We start from the raw sequence: 15,244 nt of genomic DNA on the forward strand, positions 1-15,244 counted from the left end.
GGGAGAACTTCAAATGACTTCGCATACCCTCAAAACGGCTTTCCGGCCGGCTTCACATGTCGCGCTGGCCATCGCATTGGTGTCTGGTGCTGCCGTCGGCATTTCGGCATTTGCCGATACTGCCCATGCGCAAAAGCGGGACCGGGATAAGCCAGCCAAAAGTGATTACTCAAAAGGCTTTGTCGAAGCCTATTCTCCGGTTGAGGCGCTGACCAAGGCTGACGCGCCCGATATGGCGGCAATCAGGGCGGCGCTGCCCGGCGTCACTGCTGCTATAGAAACGCCGGACGACAGAATGGCAGGTGGCGGACTGCTGTATAATGTGGGTAATACTGCAAAAGACATTTCGTTGCAGCGCCAAGGCCTCGATCTCATGATCGAAAGCGGCAAGCTTTCTGAACAGCAAATGATCCAGTATCTTGTATCCGCCGGTCAATTGGCATCTGACGATGGCGACCATTCTGCCGCACGCTCGCGCTTTTCGCAGGCGATCGATGCTGGTTACAACAGTTCGCCAGCTCTGGAAGGCGTGATTGCAGAAACCTATTTCAAAGAGGACAAATATGCCGAGGGCTTGGCCTATCTAGGCGGAGTTATTGATGGCCAGCATTCTGCAGGTCAGAAGGCTGATGAAAACTGGTATAAGCGCGGTATTGCGGTCGCATATTCCAATGATCTTGCAAATGAAGCGATAAAATTCAGCACCGACTATGCACGGGCATATCCATCAGCAACCAGTTGGGGCGATGCAATCGCTGTGCAGCGGACGTTTCTGGATTATGACAATAATGCAGTTCTTGATCTGCTGCGTTTGGCTGACCGGACCAAAAGCCTCCGCGAAGGGCGTGATTACGCCGATTATATAGATGCGGCTGATGCACGCCGCTTGCCAGGCGAGGTGAAACGCATCGTGGAAATGGGCCTGGCAGCCGAAAAACTGCAAATGAGTGATCCATTTGTGGCAGAGGCGAGCTCCACCGCAACGGCGCGTATGCGCGCTGATCGTGCCGAATTGCCAGCATTGGAACGCGATGCGCGTGCGTCCAGTTCCACGGCCGTGACCGCCACTGCCGCCGGTGATGCGTTCCTCAGTTACGGGATGGCTGCCGAAGCGGAAGAAATGTACACCATCGCACTTACGAAAAGCGGCGCTGATCTGCCGCGTATCCTAACCCGTTTGGGTATTGCCCAAGCTGATCAGGGCAAGGCGGAGGCTGCGGCCACTTTTGCCCGGGTTGAAGGCGTTCGCGCCCCGATTGCGTCCCTGTGGCGCATTTACGCAGAGCAAAACGCATTACCTGCACCGGTGGCGCCAGCGATAGCAGGTCCCGCGGCTGACGATACGATGTAATTTGACCGCGATTTTGTGAAGCCAAAAACAGAAAAAGGCGCAGATTAGATTCTGCGCCTTTTTTTTGTGAACACATGGCAGCGACAATCGGCGGGTTTACTCTTGCGCGACGAACTCACCCGTTACTGGATTGAGGACATGCAGCACGCCGTCAGAAATTGCAAAATAGGTCCCTCGCAAAACGAGGTCGCCCGATCTTTCGCGCGCCGCGACATTGGGAAAGCTGCGAAGATTATCAAGGCTGACGCGGACGGCGGCGCGTTCCATCGCGCGTTCGGCATCGCGGCCGTTGGTACCATACCCCTCGATGACGGGGCCTCGCGCTGAATCGAGCAACCCGATCCAATTGGCAACAAATCCGCCTTCGCCCGGCGCGGCGCCATGCAATTCCCGCGTCAAGGCTGCTTTGCAACCGCCGCACATGCCATGCCCCATCACGACAATTTGGCGAACGTGCAGAACATTAACGGCAAATTCGACGGCGGCCGATACACCGTGCAGACCGGGCGTTGTTTCAAATGGCGGGACGAGGGCAGCCACATTGCGCACCACGAAGATTTCCCCGGGATCAACGTCAAATATCTGGGCAGGGTCAACGCGGCTATCCGAACAGGCAATGACCATCAATTTGGGTGACTGGCCATGCTTGGCCAAATTGTCATAGCGTTCGCGCTGGGCGGGATACCCTTCGCGGCGGAAGCGGCGATATCCCTCCAGCAGAGTTGCAAATTCTGGCATCAGAACCGTTCCCCGCGAACAACCTCCACATCCCACATAGTGAGAAGCAAGCCGTGGCTTGACAGAATGGGTGCGAGTTCCTCTGATAGTCGCGCGGCCTTATCCAGCGCCGCGACTGTAAGTATGAGAGATTTGTCAGACCCTGTCACCCGCTCGTCACGCCAGGGCCCATCGCGTCCGCTGCCAGACTGAACCGGAAGGACAGTCCAGCCGCTGATTTCAACCAGTTCAATCGCCCGCGTTACGCGTTTGACCAGCGGTGTATCAGCCAAAATTTCGATGCGTTTACGGATCACAGTTTCGGTCATATCACGCCACCGCCAATCAATTTCGAAAGAGCTGTAAGGAGCCCGATATTGATGAGAATATTGAAAGGAAAAGTAATACTGAGCGACATGGTCAGGTATACTCCTGGATCGGCCTGGGGCAGGGCGAGGCGCATCGCCGCAGGTACCGCAATATAACTTGCGCTGGCACATAACACGCCGAACGCCGCCGCAGATCCCACATCCAGGCCAATCGCAGTGCCTGCAAATACACCCAAAATTCCGTTGAAGGTAGGCAGAGCAAGCGCGATAATCGTCAGCCGCCAGGTAATTGCGCGGCTGCTCAGAACCCTGCGCGCAGCAATCAGACCCATATCAAGCAGGAAAATACACAATACGCCTTTGAAGCCAGCCTCGAAAAACGGGCTTACTTCAGCAAAACCTGATGGGCCAGCAACAATACCGATTGCGAAGCTACCGAGCAACAAAACTACTGAAGCATTTAGAAATACCTCTTTCATCATCTCGCGGCGTTCATCAGCAGTGGCATCTTTATCACCGCCTTTGGCCAGCATCAGCCCGCTCAAAATGGCTGGCGTCTCCATTGCCGCGAGCACAGCCACCATAAAACCCGCTGCGGGAACAGCGGAAAATTCGAGAATTTCAACGGCGGTCACATAGGTTACGACACTGACCGAACCATAATGCGCCGCGACCGCACCAGAGTTCAACTTGTCGAGTTTGCCGAAAGTCTTGAGCACGGCATAAGCAATGAAGGGGATCAGAAAACTCGCCGCTATACCCGCGCCTAGCGCAACTGCAATGGTACCGCTCATGCCCGACTTGGAGACGGCCACGCCGCCTTTCAGGCCGATAGCGGCCATCAGATATAGTGACATACCCTTAGCTATGGCTTCCGGAATGGCCAGGTCTGAACGAATAAACGCAGCGAGCAATCCCAGCAGGAAAAACAGCACCACGGGTGAGGTGAAGGTTTGTAAGGCTGCAGCATCCATAATGATCCGCTACGCAATTGATGCATAAGACGCAATTGGCAAAGCGGCCCAGATCCGGTTTCTTCCCCAATCACTGATGCAATCGTGTGACAATGCAATCAAGGCAATGAACCACCAAGGCCCGGTCGCAGCCTGCCATTGCGGTCATTCCAATCCGTCCCTAAATGGCAAATATGAATGATCTTTCCAGCCCGCCATCGTCCGGTGCAAACCGTCCGCCCCGCCAGCGCAAGCCCGATTGGATCCGCGTGAAAGCACCGGTGAGCAAAGGCTATCATGAAACCCGCAAGCTGATGCGGGAGCTTAAACTCAACACCGTCTGCGAAGAGGCGGCCTGTCCCAATATTGGTGAGTGCTGGACGAAGAAACACGCCACAGTGATGATCCTTGGCGATGTGTGCACACGGGCCTGCGCGTTTTGTAATGTCAAAACGGGTATGCCGCGTATGGTCGATCCGATGGAGCCGGAGAATACCGCTATCGCAGCGGCAAAAATGGGCCTTGAGCATATCGTGATCACGTCGGTTGACCGGGATGATTTGCCCGATGGCGGGGCCAGCCAGTTTGTCAAAGTCATTAAAGCTCTGCGCCGTGAAACGCCCCATACAACCATCGAAATCCTAACGCCCGATTTTCGCGGAAAGATGCGGTCCGCTGTCGAGGCAATCTGTGAAGCGGGTCCCGATGTTTATAATCACAATCTAGAGACTGTGCCGCGTCTATACCCGACGATCCGGCCCGGCGCGCGTTATTATGCTTCGCTGCGATTGCTGGAGGAGGTGAAGAGCCACGATCCGATGATCTTCACCAAATCCGGTATCATGCTCGGTCTGGGCGAGCAGCGGTTGGAAGTGCATCAGGTGATGGACGACATGCGTTCTGCCGATATTGATTTCATGACGATGGGGCAATATTTACAGCCCACCCCCAAACATGCTGCGGTTGAGGATTTTGTGACACCAAAAGCGTTCGATGCATTCGGTGCGATTGCCCGGGCCAAAGGGTTCATGCAGGTCGCGTCCAGTCCGTTGACACGCTCGAGCTATCACGCAGGCGATGATTTTGCCGAGATGCGCGCTGCGCGTGAAGCAAAGTTCGCCAAACAGGCGGCGCAGAGAGCATAATAATGCCGGGTATTCGCGAACATCGTGACTTGCCGTATAGCTGCGAACAGATGTTCGATCTGGTGGCCGATGTTGGTCGCTACAAGGAATTCCTTCCCTGGGTTGTGGCCACTCGCGTTCGGTCGAATACTGACACCGAGATGGTGGCCGACATGGTGGTTGGCTTCAAATCGCTGCGCGAAAAGTTCACTTCGCAAGTGGCGAAGAACAGGCCGCACCACTTGCAAGTGCAATATGTCGATGGTCCACTGCGCGATCTGGACAATCGCTGGGTGTTTGAACCACGGGAAGGCGGCGGTTGCCGGGTAGATTTCTCGGTCGAGTTTACTTTTAAGAATCGCGTGTTCGAGGCATTGGCGGGCCAGTATTTTGATCGCGCATTCCGCAAAATGGTGGCCGCATTTGAAGCGCGTGCGGATGAGCTTTACGGCAGCAACAATTCCAACGCACACAGCACCGCCTGACGCCTAATTTCTGCGCGGCTAAGGTCACCGAACTGTTTCAGCTCACCTTCTGGTTCGCCGTCGTTTCCGCGAATGGAACGCGCAAACACTACCGTACCAACCGGCTTCAACGTTGTGCCGCCCTCAGGGCCAGCGACACCGCTGATCGCAACGCTTATATCGGCGCTGCTGTTCTTCAGGGCACCTTCCGACATGGCCCAGACGCACGCGATCGACACTGCGCCGAAGGTTTCGATGATATCGCTCGCCACCCCTAAGCTTTCCATTTTTGCCGCGTTGGAATAGGTCACGAAGCCGCGGTCCAAAACAGCCGATGAACCCGCAACTTCGGTTAGGGCCGCAGCAACCAGTCCGCCCGTGCAACTTTCTGCAAGCGCAATTTTCCTGCCGATTTTGGAATTTTCAGCAATCACCCGTTCGGCAAGCTCGGCAATTTCCTGGGGGAGCAGGGTGTCGATCATTTGGGCTCATATGCGCAGATTTTTGGATCTTTTACATTTGCCATATCCATCAAAAAGGCGAGCAACCCACCCATATTTTCAGGTGGGAGCGGTGCGAGCATCTCGACGCCGCGTTCGATCTTCGCGCAGTCTTTCAATTTAATCTCCTCAGCGACTTTCTGTTCGATAATCGCATCGACCAACGGGCGCACAGATTCCTCTGGCAAGGCTGCAAACAGATTGGCCATCGCTTCATCACCGTCCTTTGCAGCAAATTGCATGAGCAATGTGAAGGCACCGGGCCACACGGCATCCTGCCGATCAAGATATTGTGCTGCGAACGCATCGCCTTTGGTGCTCATAAAGCCACTATCGGCCAATTCATCACCGCATTTTTCTGCGAATGCGGAGACGAGTAGCGGCATCGAGTAAATCATGGCGTCAGAGATATTCTCCTGATCGACGCAATTCTGGGCCATTGCGATCTGCGGCTGTGCCAATGCAAATATAGCCGCCGGTACAGCGGCAATTCTCGTCAGTGTGCGTCTCATAATCTACTGTCCTTTGAAGGGGCTGGTTCACGCCGGATGCGTGTTGAAAACCGTTGCAATGGCCTGTGCCGCAATTCCTTCCCTGCGGCCCGCAAAACCGAGGCGTTCGGTGGTGGTAGCTTTGACACTCACTTGCCCGATGTCAACGGAAAGTAGGCGGGCAATCTCCGCGCGCATGGCATTGCGGTGGGAGCCGATTTTCGGGGCCTCGCAGATGAGAGTCAGATCCACATTGGCGATGCTGTATCCGGCCTGCGAAACCAGCTGCGCAGCGTGTTCCACAAATCGGCCCGACGCGGCCCCTTTCCATTGCGGATCGCTGGGCGGAAAATGATCGCCAATATCACCGGCAGCGATCGCGCCCAGCAAAGCGTCAACGACGGCATGCAGGGCGACATCTGCATCACTATGGCCTGACAACCCCTTGTCGTGAGGAATTTTCAGACCGCCTAGCCACAGCTCTTCGCCCTTGACGAGACGGTGAACATCATATCCCATGCCTGTGCGCACCATCGGCAATCCCGTCATAAAATCCTCGGCAAAAGTGAGTTTTTTTAACGCTTCATCTCCTGCGACATGCGTGACCGTGCCGCCCGCCGCGCGCAGAACCTGTGCATCATCACCGGCGCTGCCTGGTTCGCTCCATGCACGGTGAGCGGCAAGGATGGTAGAAAACTGAAACGCTTGCGGCGTTTGTACCCGTCGCAATGCGGTGCGATCGGCAGACCCTGCCATCATGCCGTCCGTATCAACTGCCAGGCTATCAACGACTGGCAGAACCGGAACGGCCCCATCTGATCGCAAAACCGCATCGCGCAACCTTGTTATCACCGCATCAGGCAGGACGGCGCGCGCGGCATCATGGATCATCACGATATCAGTGTCTGTGCCGGCCAGGGATTCCAATCCAGCGCGCACAGAATCCTGACGGGTCGCGCCGCCAATAACCAAACGGATGCCCGATAATCCGGCCAGCGCGGCCTTGGCGATATCGCCGGTGCCTTGCGGAATAACCACCACGACCGGGGCCGCTCCTCCGCGTATAAATGCATCAGCGGAATGCCGCAAAACCGGCTTGCCGCGCCAGATGGCGAACTGTTTGGGCAATACCTGTCCAGCGCGCAGACCCTTACCGGCGGCAACAATAATCGCCGCAAGCTTTGCCGGTTTGCACGGGGATGGTGACGTATCCATGATCTCTCTACCCGCTAGCTGCTTGCGCCAAATGCTGCAATGCACTATATATTGCACAAAATTTAGGCACGCATTGCAATGACACCACCAAGAACTCCGCCGCGGCTTTCGCCGATCCACATGGGTAATATCGAGATTGACTGCCCCGTCATTCTGGCGCCGATGACAGGTGTCACCGATATGCCGTTCCGTACATTGGTTCGGCGTTACGGCTCTGGGTTGAATGTGACCGAAATGATCGCGAGCCAGGCGATGATCCGCGAAACACGTCAGTCGCTTCAGAAAGCGGCCTGGGATGCGGTGGAGGAACCGGTCTCCATGCAATTGGTCGGCTGCGATCCTGTCTCTATGGGTGAGGCGGCCAAGCTGAATGAAGATCGCGGCGCGGCAATTATCGACATTAATTTTGGCTGTCCCGTACGGAAAGTGACCAATGGTCTGGCCGGGTCCGCTTTGATGCGCGAAGTTCCGCTGGCGACGCGGTTAATGGAGGCCACGGTGAAGGCTGTGTCAGTGCCCGTCACAGTAAAAATGCGGATGGGCTGGGACCATGACAGTCTTAACGCGCCAGAGCTTGCCAAGATCGCGGAAGACCTTGGCGTCAAGATGATTACCGTTCACGGGCGGACGCGCAACCAGATGTATAAAGGCTCTGCTGATTGGAGTTTTATCCGTAAAGTCAAACAGGCAGTGTCCATTCCTGTGATCGTCAATGGTGATATTTGCGGAATTGCCGATGCTGCCAAAGCGGTCGAGCAATCTGGCGCAGATGGTTTGATGATTGGGCGGGGCGCATATGGCAAGCCGTGGCTGCTGGGCCAAGTGATGCACTGGTTCAAAACAGGCGAGCGCCTCACCAGCCCCAGTTTTGACGAGCAATATGCGGTTTTAGTGGAACATTATGAGCGGATGCTGGACCATTATGGACGCAACGTGGGCTGCAAAGTGGCGCGCAAGCATCTCGGCTGGTATACAAAGGGCATGCACGGATCGGCAGAGTTCCGTAATCATGCCAATTTCATTAATAATCCCGAACAGGTGCTGGGTGAAATTGAGCGGTTCTACACGCCGTTTATGAACCGCCGCGCAGCATGAGCGACATATCAGCGCCGGCCCGGTTTCCCACTGCGCAGGAGCAATTATCGGGCATGCTCTTTGCGGTTGTGTTGCTCGGCCCAGATTTGTGTATTGCCGAGGTCAATCATGCTGCCGAAGATCTTTTGGGGCGCAGCGCGAAACGGCTTATCGGGAAACAGATCGCGGATGTCGTCAATTTTGCTGATAGCGGATTGACCAATAAGCTGACATCTTTGGATGGTCCTCTGCTTGCGCGCGGATTGCATTTGCAATTGGGCGGTTATGAAAGACATGTAAATTTCACGGCATCGCCGGTTTTAGGTTGGAACAACTGGCAAGTGCTCACATTTTCTGATGCCGGCCGTGACGATATGCGTAGCGAATCTGACCCGCCCAGCGCGTTGAAAGCCCCCGCTATTCTCGCGCATGAAATCAAAAACCCGCTATCCGCAATTCGCGGGGCAGGGCAGCTGATCGCCCGAAAGCTGGACGAGAAAGACCGTAAACTCACCGCGATGATTGCTGATGAGGTGGACCGCATTGCGCGGCTTGTCGACCGGATGCAGGAACTGGGCAGCAGCAGCGCCGGACCTTTGGAGAAAGTGAACCTTCACGCCTCTATCCGCAGCGCGATGGCAAGTGTGCGGGCGGCTGCTGGTGGAAGGGCTGAATTGTCTGAAGAATTTGATCCCTCTTTGCCGCCGATTGCGGGCCACCGTGACACATTGGAACAGGCCCTGATCAATCTGCTGACCAATGCAGTGGATGCGTGCGATTCTTCAGAAAATGGCCGGATTATCGTGCGTACGCGTTTTGTCAGCGGATTGGCAGCAAATGTCGGTCAGGCTGGCAAGGCAGTGCGTCTGCCGGTTGAAGTTGCGATTTGTGATCACGGGCCCGGGCTCGATCCTGCACTGGGCGACCATGTTTTTGAACCATTTGTTACCACGAAAACGAACGGACAGGGGCTTGGTCTGGCGCTCGTAAAAAAGCTGGTGTCCGATATGGGGGGCCGGGTCAGTCATCAGCGCGACACGGCAAAAGGGCAAACACAATTCCGCATCCATCTGGCTCTGGCGGATTGGGCGACTGATTAGAGTTTCGAACATGGTTGGAACAGGCGATGCATAAAATTCTGCTGATCGAAGATGATGATGCTATCGCAATCGTGGTGACGGCTGCTCTTGAAGATGAAGGGCACACCGTCACACGGCGCGCGAGCATTCACGGCCGTGATCAGGAACTGGCCAAAAGCATATTTAGCGTAATGTTGACCGATGTCATGCTGACTGACGGGGACGGGATCGAAAGCCTGTCGCGCGTTCGGTCCCAATACCCTGATTTGCCAATCATCATCCTTTCGGCACAGAATACCTTGGACACGGCTGTCAGGGCCACCGATACTGGCGCATTTGAGTATTTCCCTAAACCGTTTGATCTTGATGAGCTGACCCGCGCCGTCAATCAGGCGATTGGTGCCAAATCCGAACAATCGCTGGACATCACCGATGCCGGTGACGGGCTGCCACTGGTTGGCCGAAGCCAAGCGATGCAGGGCGTCTACCGGATGATCACGCGCGTGTTACGTAATGATCTCACAGTATTGGTGCTGGGCGAATCTGGCACGGGCAAGGAATTGGTTGCCGAGGCGATTCATCAACTGGGGCATCGCAAAACCGGCCCCTTTATTGCCGTCAATGCAGCCGCAATACCGGGCGAATTGATTGAGAGCGAGCTTTTTGGGCACGAAAAAGGCGCGTTTACGGGCGCGGTCGCGCAATCCATTGGCAAGTTCGAACAGGCCAATGGCGGAACTCTGTTTCTTGATGAGATCGGCGATATGCCGCTCGACGCCCAGACCCGTCTTCTGCGCGCACTGCAATCGGGCAAAATAAGGCGTGTGGGCGGGCGGCAGGAAATCGCGATCGATGTCCGGATTGTCGCAGCGACAAACCGCGATTTGAAGCCGATGATTGCCGCAGGTACTTTCCGCGAAGACCTGTTCTACCGTCTGAATGTGGTCCCCATCACAATTCCGCCACTACGCGAACGCCGCGATGATATTGATGCTCTCGCTCGCCATTTCCTCAAGCTGTCAACCACCGAAGGCTTGCCGCTGCGGCAGATTGACAGTCGCGCAGTAAAATTGCTGCAGGAGCAACGCTGGCCGGGCAATGTCCGTGAATTGCGTAACATGATTTACCGCTTGGTACTGATGGCGCGAGACGACACGATCAATGCCGACAGCGTCAGGGAAATCGTCGGGCAAATGGCTCCCGCACGAGCAGACTTCGCCGATGACAGCTTCGCGCTGCCGCTACAGGCATGGCTCGAGAAAGAAAATCCTGCCGCCGGAACAGTCTACCAAGCAGCCAGCACTGTCTTCGAAAAACCTCTATTTTCCTGGGCGTTGACGCAAACCAGCGGAAATCAGGTAAAAGCGGCAAACTTGCTCGGTATCAATCGTAATACTCTACGCAAACGGTTGAACGAACTCAATATATCAGCCGAGGACTTCGCCCGGTAATGCCGATCACCAGCGATATCGGTCCGGCGGATGGGTGCTTCTGCCTTAAAAAACCCTTGCAAATCGGCAACACAGCTGTTGTTAGTTTGTCACTATGAGCAGCGCGAGCCTGTCTGCCCCTGTGGCCAAGCGGAACAGTTCGCGCCTGTGGCGGCGTTTCATGGTTATCTCCCGCCGCGCCAATTTTTTTCTGTTGCTGGAAGGTGCTGCATTGATTGCGGTTTTGGCGATGATGACCGCCACCTATCTCGCCTTCACCCGGGCCCCGCCGGGCGGCGAGCTGTTGCCTTCGGCGCAAGTGGCGATCCTGCTGATCGGGACGTTGATCCCGGCGATGGGGATATTGGTGCTGTTTGGCCGCCGTATGGCGCTACGGCGTGCAGCCGGCAGTACCGCACGGCTTCATGTACGGCTGGTGTTTTTCTTCTCGCTCGTTGCGGCAGTTCCCACGTTGCTGGTGGCGGCATTTGCAGCGGTTCTGTTTCAATCGGGGGTTGATTTCTGGTTTTCCGACAATTCGCGCGGCCTTATGCGCAACGCGAACGAGCTGGCTGAAGGCTATTACGAGCAGAACCAGCTTCAGGTTTCGGATGAAACCATCACTATGGCTGCGGATATGCGCGACTTTTTGGAGCGGGTACCGATCAGCGATCCGGCGTTTGCCGATTTTTACCAGTTTCAGGTACAGGCGCGTGATTTATCGGAATCGGCAGTTCTACAGCGGTTGCCGGATGCAACCCTAAGGACCGCAGCAGCGGTCAATTTAGGTTCTGAACTGGTCCCGTCAGAGGCGCTCCCTCGAGACGGGTTTGAACGGCTGGCTGCTGGCGAGGCGGTAGTCGTCCAGGGTGATGCGGGGCGTATAAAAGGGTTGGCCGCGATTGACCGCGAATCAGGAATTTTCCTTTATACCGCGCGAAATTCCGAGGCTTTACCGTTCAAATCCTGGGAAAGCGCGACAGCCATCTCAGCGGCTTATGAAGTTTTAACAACGCGGGCGAGGGCGCTTCAATTGCGCTTTAATCTTGCCCTGTTCGTTGTCGCACTTGGCCTGGTGGGCATGGCTGTCTGGTTCGCCCTTCGCTTCGCTGACCGACAAGTGGAGCCGCTCACCGATCTGGTGCTGGCTGCGCGCAAGGTGGGTGCAGGGAACTTCGCGATGCGGGTCGAAGGCAGGACCGGGGCTGATGAAATCGGTCTGCTCAACCGGGCTTTTAACCGAATGACAGCGCAGATTGAAAAACAGACTACCGATCTCGTGGGTGCCAACGCGCAATTGGACCAGCGGCGCGCCTTTATGGAAGCGTTGCTCGAATCCACGTCTGCGGGAATTATATCGATTGGCTCACATGGTGAAATATTGCTCATGAACAGCACTGCGCAGAATGTATTGCTGGGTCAGACGGCAGCGTTTGATCATAATGATCAACTGTCAAATATCGCACCGCAAATATCGGCGCTGGTTAAGGCAGATGTGTCTGACGGAGTGGTGACATATAACAGGGGTAGCGATATTTTGACACTTGCAGTCAAGATAGCCACCGCACCAGAAGGCAAAGTCATCACATTTGAGGATATCACGCGCCAGTTGGTCTATCAAAGGCAGGCCGCATGGTCCGATGTGGCACGGCGTATCGCCCATGAAATCAAGAACCCGCTCACACCCATTCAATTGGCGACCGAACGGCTGAAGCGCCGTTACCGCAAGCAAATTGAAATTGACGGCGAATTGTTCGACGATCTGACCAATACAATTGTTCGTCAGGTCGGTGACTTGCGCAAGATGGTAGACGAATTTTCATCGTTCGCCAGACTGCCCAAGCCAATGTTCCGCAGCGAAGATGCGCTGGATCTTGTACGCCAGGCCCTATTTTTACAAGAAGTCGGTAATTCGGATATCCAGTTCTCGTTTGAGACAGATGCCGAACTGCCAGTGACGATGGCCTGTGACAGGCATCAGGTTGGCCAGGCGCTGACCAACGTCCTGAAAAACGCGGTGGAGGCCGTCGAAGCCCGGTCGCAGGCAGAAGATCTGGACTATCGCGGACGGATCGCGGTAGGCCTTCATGCCTGTGACAAATATGTGACCGCAACAATTCAGGATAATGGCATCGGCTTACCGGATAAGGGTGAGCGGATTGTCGAGCCGTATGTCACTACCCGTGCCAAGGGCACCGGGCTGGGCCTCGCAATCGTAAATAAAATTGTTGAGGAACATGGCGGTGAAATGGTTTTCTCTGCGGCAGATACCGGCGGAACCATAGTCGCGCTGAAGTTTGCGCGTGACCCCGTGCCAGCTTTGCAGTCTCTTGCCGGGAAAGATGGTACTGTATGATCCTGTGCCAGCTCACTTGGGTTCATACGCTTATTAGTACACGGCCATTGGCCGGAAAGGATGTGCCCCAATGGCGCTAGATATTCTTGTAGTGGATGACGAGCGCGATATTCGCGATCTGGTCTCAGGCGTGCTGAGCGATGAGGGGTATGAATGCCGCACAGCCGGTGACAGCACTTCGGCTCTTGCGGCGATTGATGAACGGCGGCCAAGTCTCGTCCTGCTCGATGTATGGTTGCATGGCAGCCCGATGGACGGGCTGGAAGTGCTCGACGCGATCAAGCAGCGCGAACCGGAACTGCCGGTGATCATATTCTCTGGCCATGGTAATATCGACACTGCGGTATCGGCGGTGAGCCGGGGCGCAATGGATTTCATCGAAAAGCCGTTTGAAGCAGAGCGACTGTTGCTTCTCGTCGAGCGGGCAACCGAAACAGAACGCCTGCGCCGCGAAAATGACCGCTTGCGGCAGGGCTTTGCACTGGGTGAGGAATTTACCGGCAATTCGGCGGCAATCAATCACGTGCGCGCGACGCTGAAACGTGTTGCTGGCACTGGCAGCCGCGTATTGATCACCGGCCCGGCCGGAGCTGGTAAAGAGGTTGCCGCGCGGCTTCTGCATAGCTGGAGTCCACGCGCGCAAAATGCCTTTGTCATTGTCAATTCGGCGCGGATTACGCCTGAACGTTTTGAGCAGGAATTGTTTGGGGAGGAAAGCAACGGCAAGCTGGTGCGGCCCGGCCTGCTGGAGATGGCCGATGGCGGCACGCTGTATCTTGATGAAGTGGCGGATATGCCGCTTTCCACCCAGGCACGTATTTTGCGCGTGCTTACAGATCAGAGCTTTGTCAGAGTGGGCGGAATACGGCAGATTGGCGTTGATGTCCGCGTAGTCTCTTCCAGCGCGCGCAATTTGCAACAGGCGATGGAGGAATCCAGTTTTCGGGAAGATCTGTTCTATCGCCTGAATGTGGTCCCGGTGCAGGTTCCCTCATTGTCGGAACGGCGTGATGATATTCCTGCAATTGCGGATCATTTCTTCACCCGTCACGCGGCGGAGCAGGGCATCGCTCCGCCGTTAATTTCGGAAGAGGCAATGGCCGCGATGCAGGCCTATGATTGGCCCGGTAATGTCCGCCAGCTCCGCAACGTTGTTGAACGAACCATCATTCTGACCCCGCGTGATGAACTTGAGACTGTCGAGGCGGCTATGCTGCCGAGCGAAGTAACAGGCGGAAAATTGGGCGGGAACGGCGGGGTCTCTGCATTGATGGGGGTGCCCCTGCGTGATGCGCGCGAGTCTTTTGAACGCGAATATTTGACCGTCCAGATCCGTAGATTCTCCGGCAATATCTCCAAGACCGCGAGTTTTATCGGAATGGAACGCTCTGCCTTGCATCGCAAATTGAAACTGCTGGGGATGGGCGACCGCAAGGCTAATACTGACACATAGGACACTCTGCATCTTTTGTTACAAAACTGCGGAATATTTCTTATTGAAATCTGCCACTTAACAACATAGTTTGTCACTTGATAATTCGGTTGATGCGCTGCGGTGCATTCAGCCAGCTAGTCGGCGTTAGCGTCGCCGACCAATAATGGAGATTAAAATGGCAGAGGGACGTACCCTTTCCGCACGCGCAATCCCCAAGGCTCCGGAACCGGAAATGGTGGTCAAGCCGGGCAATCTGCAGGATGCGTTTTTGAACCAGCTGAGAAAAGACAAAGCGCCCGTGACCATGTTTCTGGTGAAGGGGGTCAAGCTGCAGGGTATTGTGACGTGGTTCGATAATTTTTCCATCCTGCTGCGCCGTGATGGGCAGTCGCAACTGGTGTACAAGCATGCCGTTTCCACCATCATGCCAAGCCAGCCGATAAATGCGCGTGCGTTTTCGAGCCAGGATAGCAACCGTAAACAACGTCTGCTGCAAGATGTATTTTTGGCCAGCGTTCGGGAAGAAGAAGCGCCCGTGACTATGTTTCTGGTGAATGGCGTGATGCTGCAGGGCGTGATTGCCGCATATGATCTGTTTTGCATGTTGCTGGAACGCGACGGATACGTCCAGCTTGCTTACAAGCACGCGGTTTCGACGATCCAGCCAGACAAGCATGTCGATCTGACAGGCGATTGGGAAGGCGACGAAGACTGAGCTTCGATGAT

General features: G+C 55.5%; 15 protein-coding genes. 9 read left to right on the forward strand and 6 right to left on the reverse strand.

Annotated elements, in window-relative coordinates:
- The first annotated feature begins 13 nt into the window (after nucleotides 1–13).
- A complete protein-coding gene (locus WA922_RS10605) occupies nucleotides 14–1,351 on the forward strand; it encodes a hypothetical protein (protein ID WP_424771671.1) in 1,338 nt (445 codons plus the stop codon).
- Between the two features lie 96 nt (nucleotides 1,352–1,447).
- Here WA922_RS10605 and WA922_RS10610 read toward each other — a convergent pair whose 3' ends face one another.
- The 3 genes from WA922_RS10610 to WA922_RS10620 are packed head-to-tail and all read right to left on the reverse strand — an operon-like array spanning nucleotide 1,448 to nucleotide 3,371.
- The gene (locus WA922_RS10610) at nucleotides 1,448–2,089 is read right to left on the reverse strand and encodes a carbonic anhydrase (RefSeq protein WP_424771672.1); all 642 of its coding nucleotides are present in this window, start codon (nucleotides 2,087–2,089) and stop codon (nucleotides 1,448–1,450) included.
- Nucleotides 2,089–2,397, reverse strand: a complete 309-nt coding sequence (locus WA922_RS10615) for a P-II family nitrogen regulator (protein ID WP_424771673.1) — start codon at nucleotides 2,395–2,397, stop codon at nucleotides 2,089–2,091. The genes WA922_RS10610 and WA922_RS10615 overlap by 1 nt, the downstream gene beginning before the upstream one ends.
- Nucleotides 2,394–3,371 carry a sodium-dependent bicarbonate transport family permease gene (locus WA922_RS10620; protein ID WP_424771674.1) on the reverse strand — a complete coding sequence of 326 codons (978 nt, stop codon included), beginning with the start codon at nucleotides 3,369–3,371 and terminating at the stop codon, nucleotides 2,394–2,396. The genes WA922_RS10615 and WA922_RS10620 overlap by 4 nt, the downstream gene beginning before the upstream one ends.
- 173 nt (nucleotides 3,372–3,544) lie before the next feature.
- On the opposite strand from WA922_RS10620, the gene lipA reads away from it, so the two are divergent.
- Nucleotides 3,545–4,495, forward strand: a complete 951-nt coding sequence (lipA, locus tag WA922_RS10625) for a lipoyl synthase (RefSeq protein ID WP_424771675.1) — start codon at nucleotides 3,545–3,547, stop codon at nucleotides 4,493–4,495.
- Nucleotides 4,496–4,497: 2 nt separating this feature from the next.
- Entirely contained in the window at nucleotides 4,498–4,959 is a 462-nt protein-coding gene (locus tag WA922_RS10630; protein ID WP_424771676.1) for a type II toxin-antitoxin system RatA family toxin, read from the forward strand.
- Here the strand turns inward: WA922_RS10630 and WA922_RS10635 are convergent.
- The 3 genes from WA922_RS10635 to WA922_RS10645 are packed head-to-tail and all read right to left on the reverse strand — an operon-like array spanning nucleotide 4,920 to nucleotide 7,144.
- On the reverse strand, nucleotides 4,920–5,420 hold the full coding sequence (locus tag WA922_RS10635) for a CinA family protein (protein WP_424771677.1): 501 nt from the start codon (nucleotides 5,418–5,420) through the stop codon (nucleotides 4,920–4,922). The genes WA922_RS10630 and WA922_RS10635 overlap by 40 nt on opposite strands.
- Nucleotides 5,417–5,950, reverse strand: coding sequence for a hypothetical protein (locus WA922_RS10640; RefSeq protein WP_424771678.1), 534 nt, complete (start codon nucleotides 5,948–5,950; stop codon nucleotides 5,417–5,419). Before WA922_RS10640 ends, WA922_RS10635 begins: the two co-directional genes overlap by 4 nt.
- A gap of 27 nt (nucleotides 5,951–5,977) precedes the next feature.
- Nucleotides 5,978–7,144 carry a bifunctional 2-C-methyl-D-erythritol 4-phosphate cytidylyltransferase/2-C-methyl-D-erythritol 2,4-cyclodiphosphate synthase gene (locus WA922_RS10645; RefSeq protein ID WP_424771679.1) on the reverse strand — a complete coding sequence of 389 codons (1,167 nt, stop codon included), beginning with the start codon at nucleotides 7,142–7,144 and terminating at the stop codon, nucleotides 5,978–5,980.
- A gap of 78 nt (nucleotides 7,145–7,222) precedes the next feature.
- Here WA922_RS10645 and dusB point away from each other — a divergent pair, with 78 nt between their 5' ends.
- The 6 genes from dusB to hfq all read left to right on the forward strand — a co-directional run bounded on the left by dusB (nucleotide 7,223) and on the right by hfq (nucleotide 15,233).
- Nucleotides 7,223–8,239, forward strand: coding sequence for a tRNA dihydrouridine synthase DusB (dusB, locus tag WA922_RS10650; RefSeq protein ID WP_424771680.1), 1,017 nt, complete (start codon nucleotides 7,223–7,225; stop codon nucleotides 8,237–8,239).
- The gene (locus WA922_RS10655) at nucleotides 8,236–9,318 is read left to right on the forward strand and encodes a two-component system sensor histidine kinase NtrB (protein ID WP_424771681.1); all 1,083 of its coding nucleotides are present in this window, start codon (nucleotides 8,236–8,238) and stop codon (nucleotides 9,316–9,318) included. Before dusB ends, WA922_RS10655 begins: the two co-directional genes overlap by 4 nt.
- Before the next feature lie 26 nt (nucleotides 9,319–9,344).
- Entirely contained in the window at nucleotides 9,345–10,748 is a 1,404-nt protein-coding gene (locus tag WA922_RS10660) for a sigma-54-dependent transcriptional regulator (protein ID WP_424771682.1), read from the forward strand.
- A 94-nt stretch (nucleotides 10,749–10,842) separates the two neighbouring features.
- Nucleotides 10,843–13,083: a sensor histidine kinase gene (locus WA922_RS10665; RefSeq protein ID WP_424771683.1), complete on the forward strand. Its 2,241-nt coding sequence runs from the start codon at nucleotides 10,843–10,845 to the stop codon at nucleotides 13,081–13,083.
- A gap of 70 nt (nucleotides 13,084–13,153) precedes the next feature.
- The gene (locus WA922_RS10670; protein ID WP_424771684.1) at nucleotides 13,154–14,536 is read left to right on the forward strand and encodes a sigma-54-dependent transcriptional regulator; all 1,383 of its coding nucleotides are present in this window, start codon (nucleotides 13,154–13,156) and stop codon (nucleotides 14,534–14,536) included.
- A gap of 157 nt (nucleotides 14,537–14,693) precedes the next feature.
- Entirely contained in the window at nucleotides 14,694–15,233 is a 540-nt protein-coding gene (gene hfq, locus WA922_RS10675; protein ID WP_424771685.1) for an RNA chaperone Hfq, read from the forward strand.
- The last annotated feature ends 11 nt before the right edge of the window (nucleotides 15,234–15,244 follow it).

This window comes from Pontixanthobacter sp., from assembly GCF_049682855.1.
Lineage (GTDB): Bacteria > Pseudomonadota > Alphaproteobacteria > Sphingomonadales > Sphingomonadaceae > Pontixanthobacter.

Bases quoted from the DNA above. Each gene is read 5' to 3' on its own strand.
- WA922_RS10605 (WP_424771671.1), top strand. From the start codon at position 14: ATGACTTCGCATACCCTCAAAACGGCTTTCCGGCCGGCTTCACATGTC.
- WA922_RS10610 (WP_424771672.1), bottom strand. From the start codon at position 2,089: ATGCCAGAATTTGCAACTCTGCTGGAGGGATATCGCCGCTTCCGCCGC.
- WA922_RS10615 (WP_424771673.1), bottom strand. From the start codon at position 2,397: ATGACCGAAACTGTGATCCGTAAACGCATCGAAATTTTGGCTGATACA.
- WA922_RS10620 (WP_424771674.1), bottom strand. From the start codon at position 3,371: ATGGATGCTGCAGCCTTACAAACCTTCACCTCACCCGTGGTGCTGTTT.
- lipA (WP_424771675.1), top strand. From the start codon at position 3,545: ATGAATGATCTTTCCAGCCCGCCATCGTCCGGTGCAAACCGTCCGCCC.
- WA922_RS10630 (WP_424771676.1), top strand. From the start codon at position 4,498: ATGCCGGGTATTCGCGAACATCGTGACTTGCCGTATAGCTGCGAACAG.
- WA922_RS10635 (WP_424771677.1), bottom strand. From the start codon at position 5,420: ATGATCGACACCCTGCTCCCCCAGGAAATTGCCGAGCTTGCCGAACGG.
- WA922_RS10640 (WP_424771678.1), bottom strand. From the start codon at position 5,950: ATGAGACGCACACTGACGAGAATTGCCGCTGTACCGGCGGCTATATTT.
- WA922_RS10645 (WP_424771679.1), bottom strand. From the start codon at position 7,144: ATGGATACGTCACCATCCCCGTGCAAACCGGCAAAGCTTGCGGCGATT.
- dusB (WP_424771680.1), top strand. From the start codon at position 7,223: ATGACACCACCAAGAACTCCGCCGCGGCTTTCGCCGATCCACATGGGT.
- WA922_RS10655 (WP_424771681.1), top strand. From the start codon at position 8,236: ATGAGCGACATATCAGCGCCGGCCCGGTTTCCCACTGCGCAGGAGCAA.
- WA922_RS10660 (WP_424771682.1), top strand. From the start codon at position 9,345: ATGCATAAAATTCTGCTGATCGAAGATGATGATGCTATCGCAATCGTG.
- WA922_RS10665 (WP_424771683.1), top strand. From the start codon at position 10,843: ATGAGCAGCGCGAGCCTGTCTGCCCCTGTGGCCAAGCGGAACAGTTCG.
- WA922_RS10670 (WP_424771684.1), top strand. From the start codon at position 13,154: ATGGCGCTAGATATTCTTGTAGTGGATGACGAGCGCGATATTCGCGAT.
- hfq (WP_424771685.1), top strand. From the start codon at position 14,694: ATGGCAGAGGGACGTACCCTTTCCGCACGCGCAATCCCCAAGGCTCCG.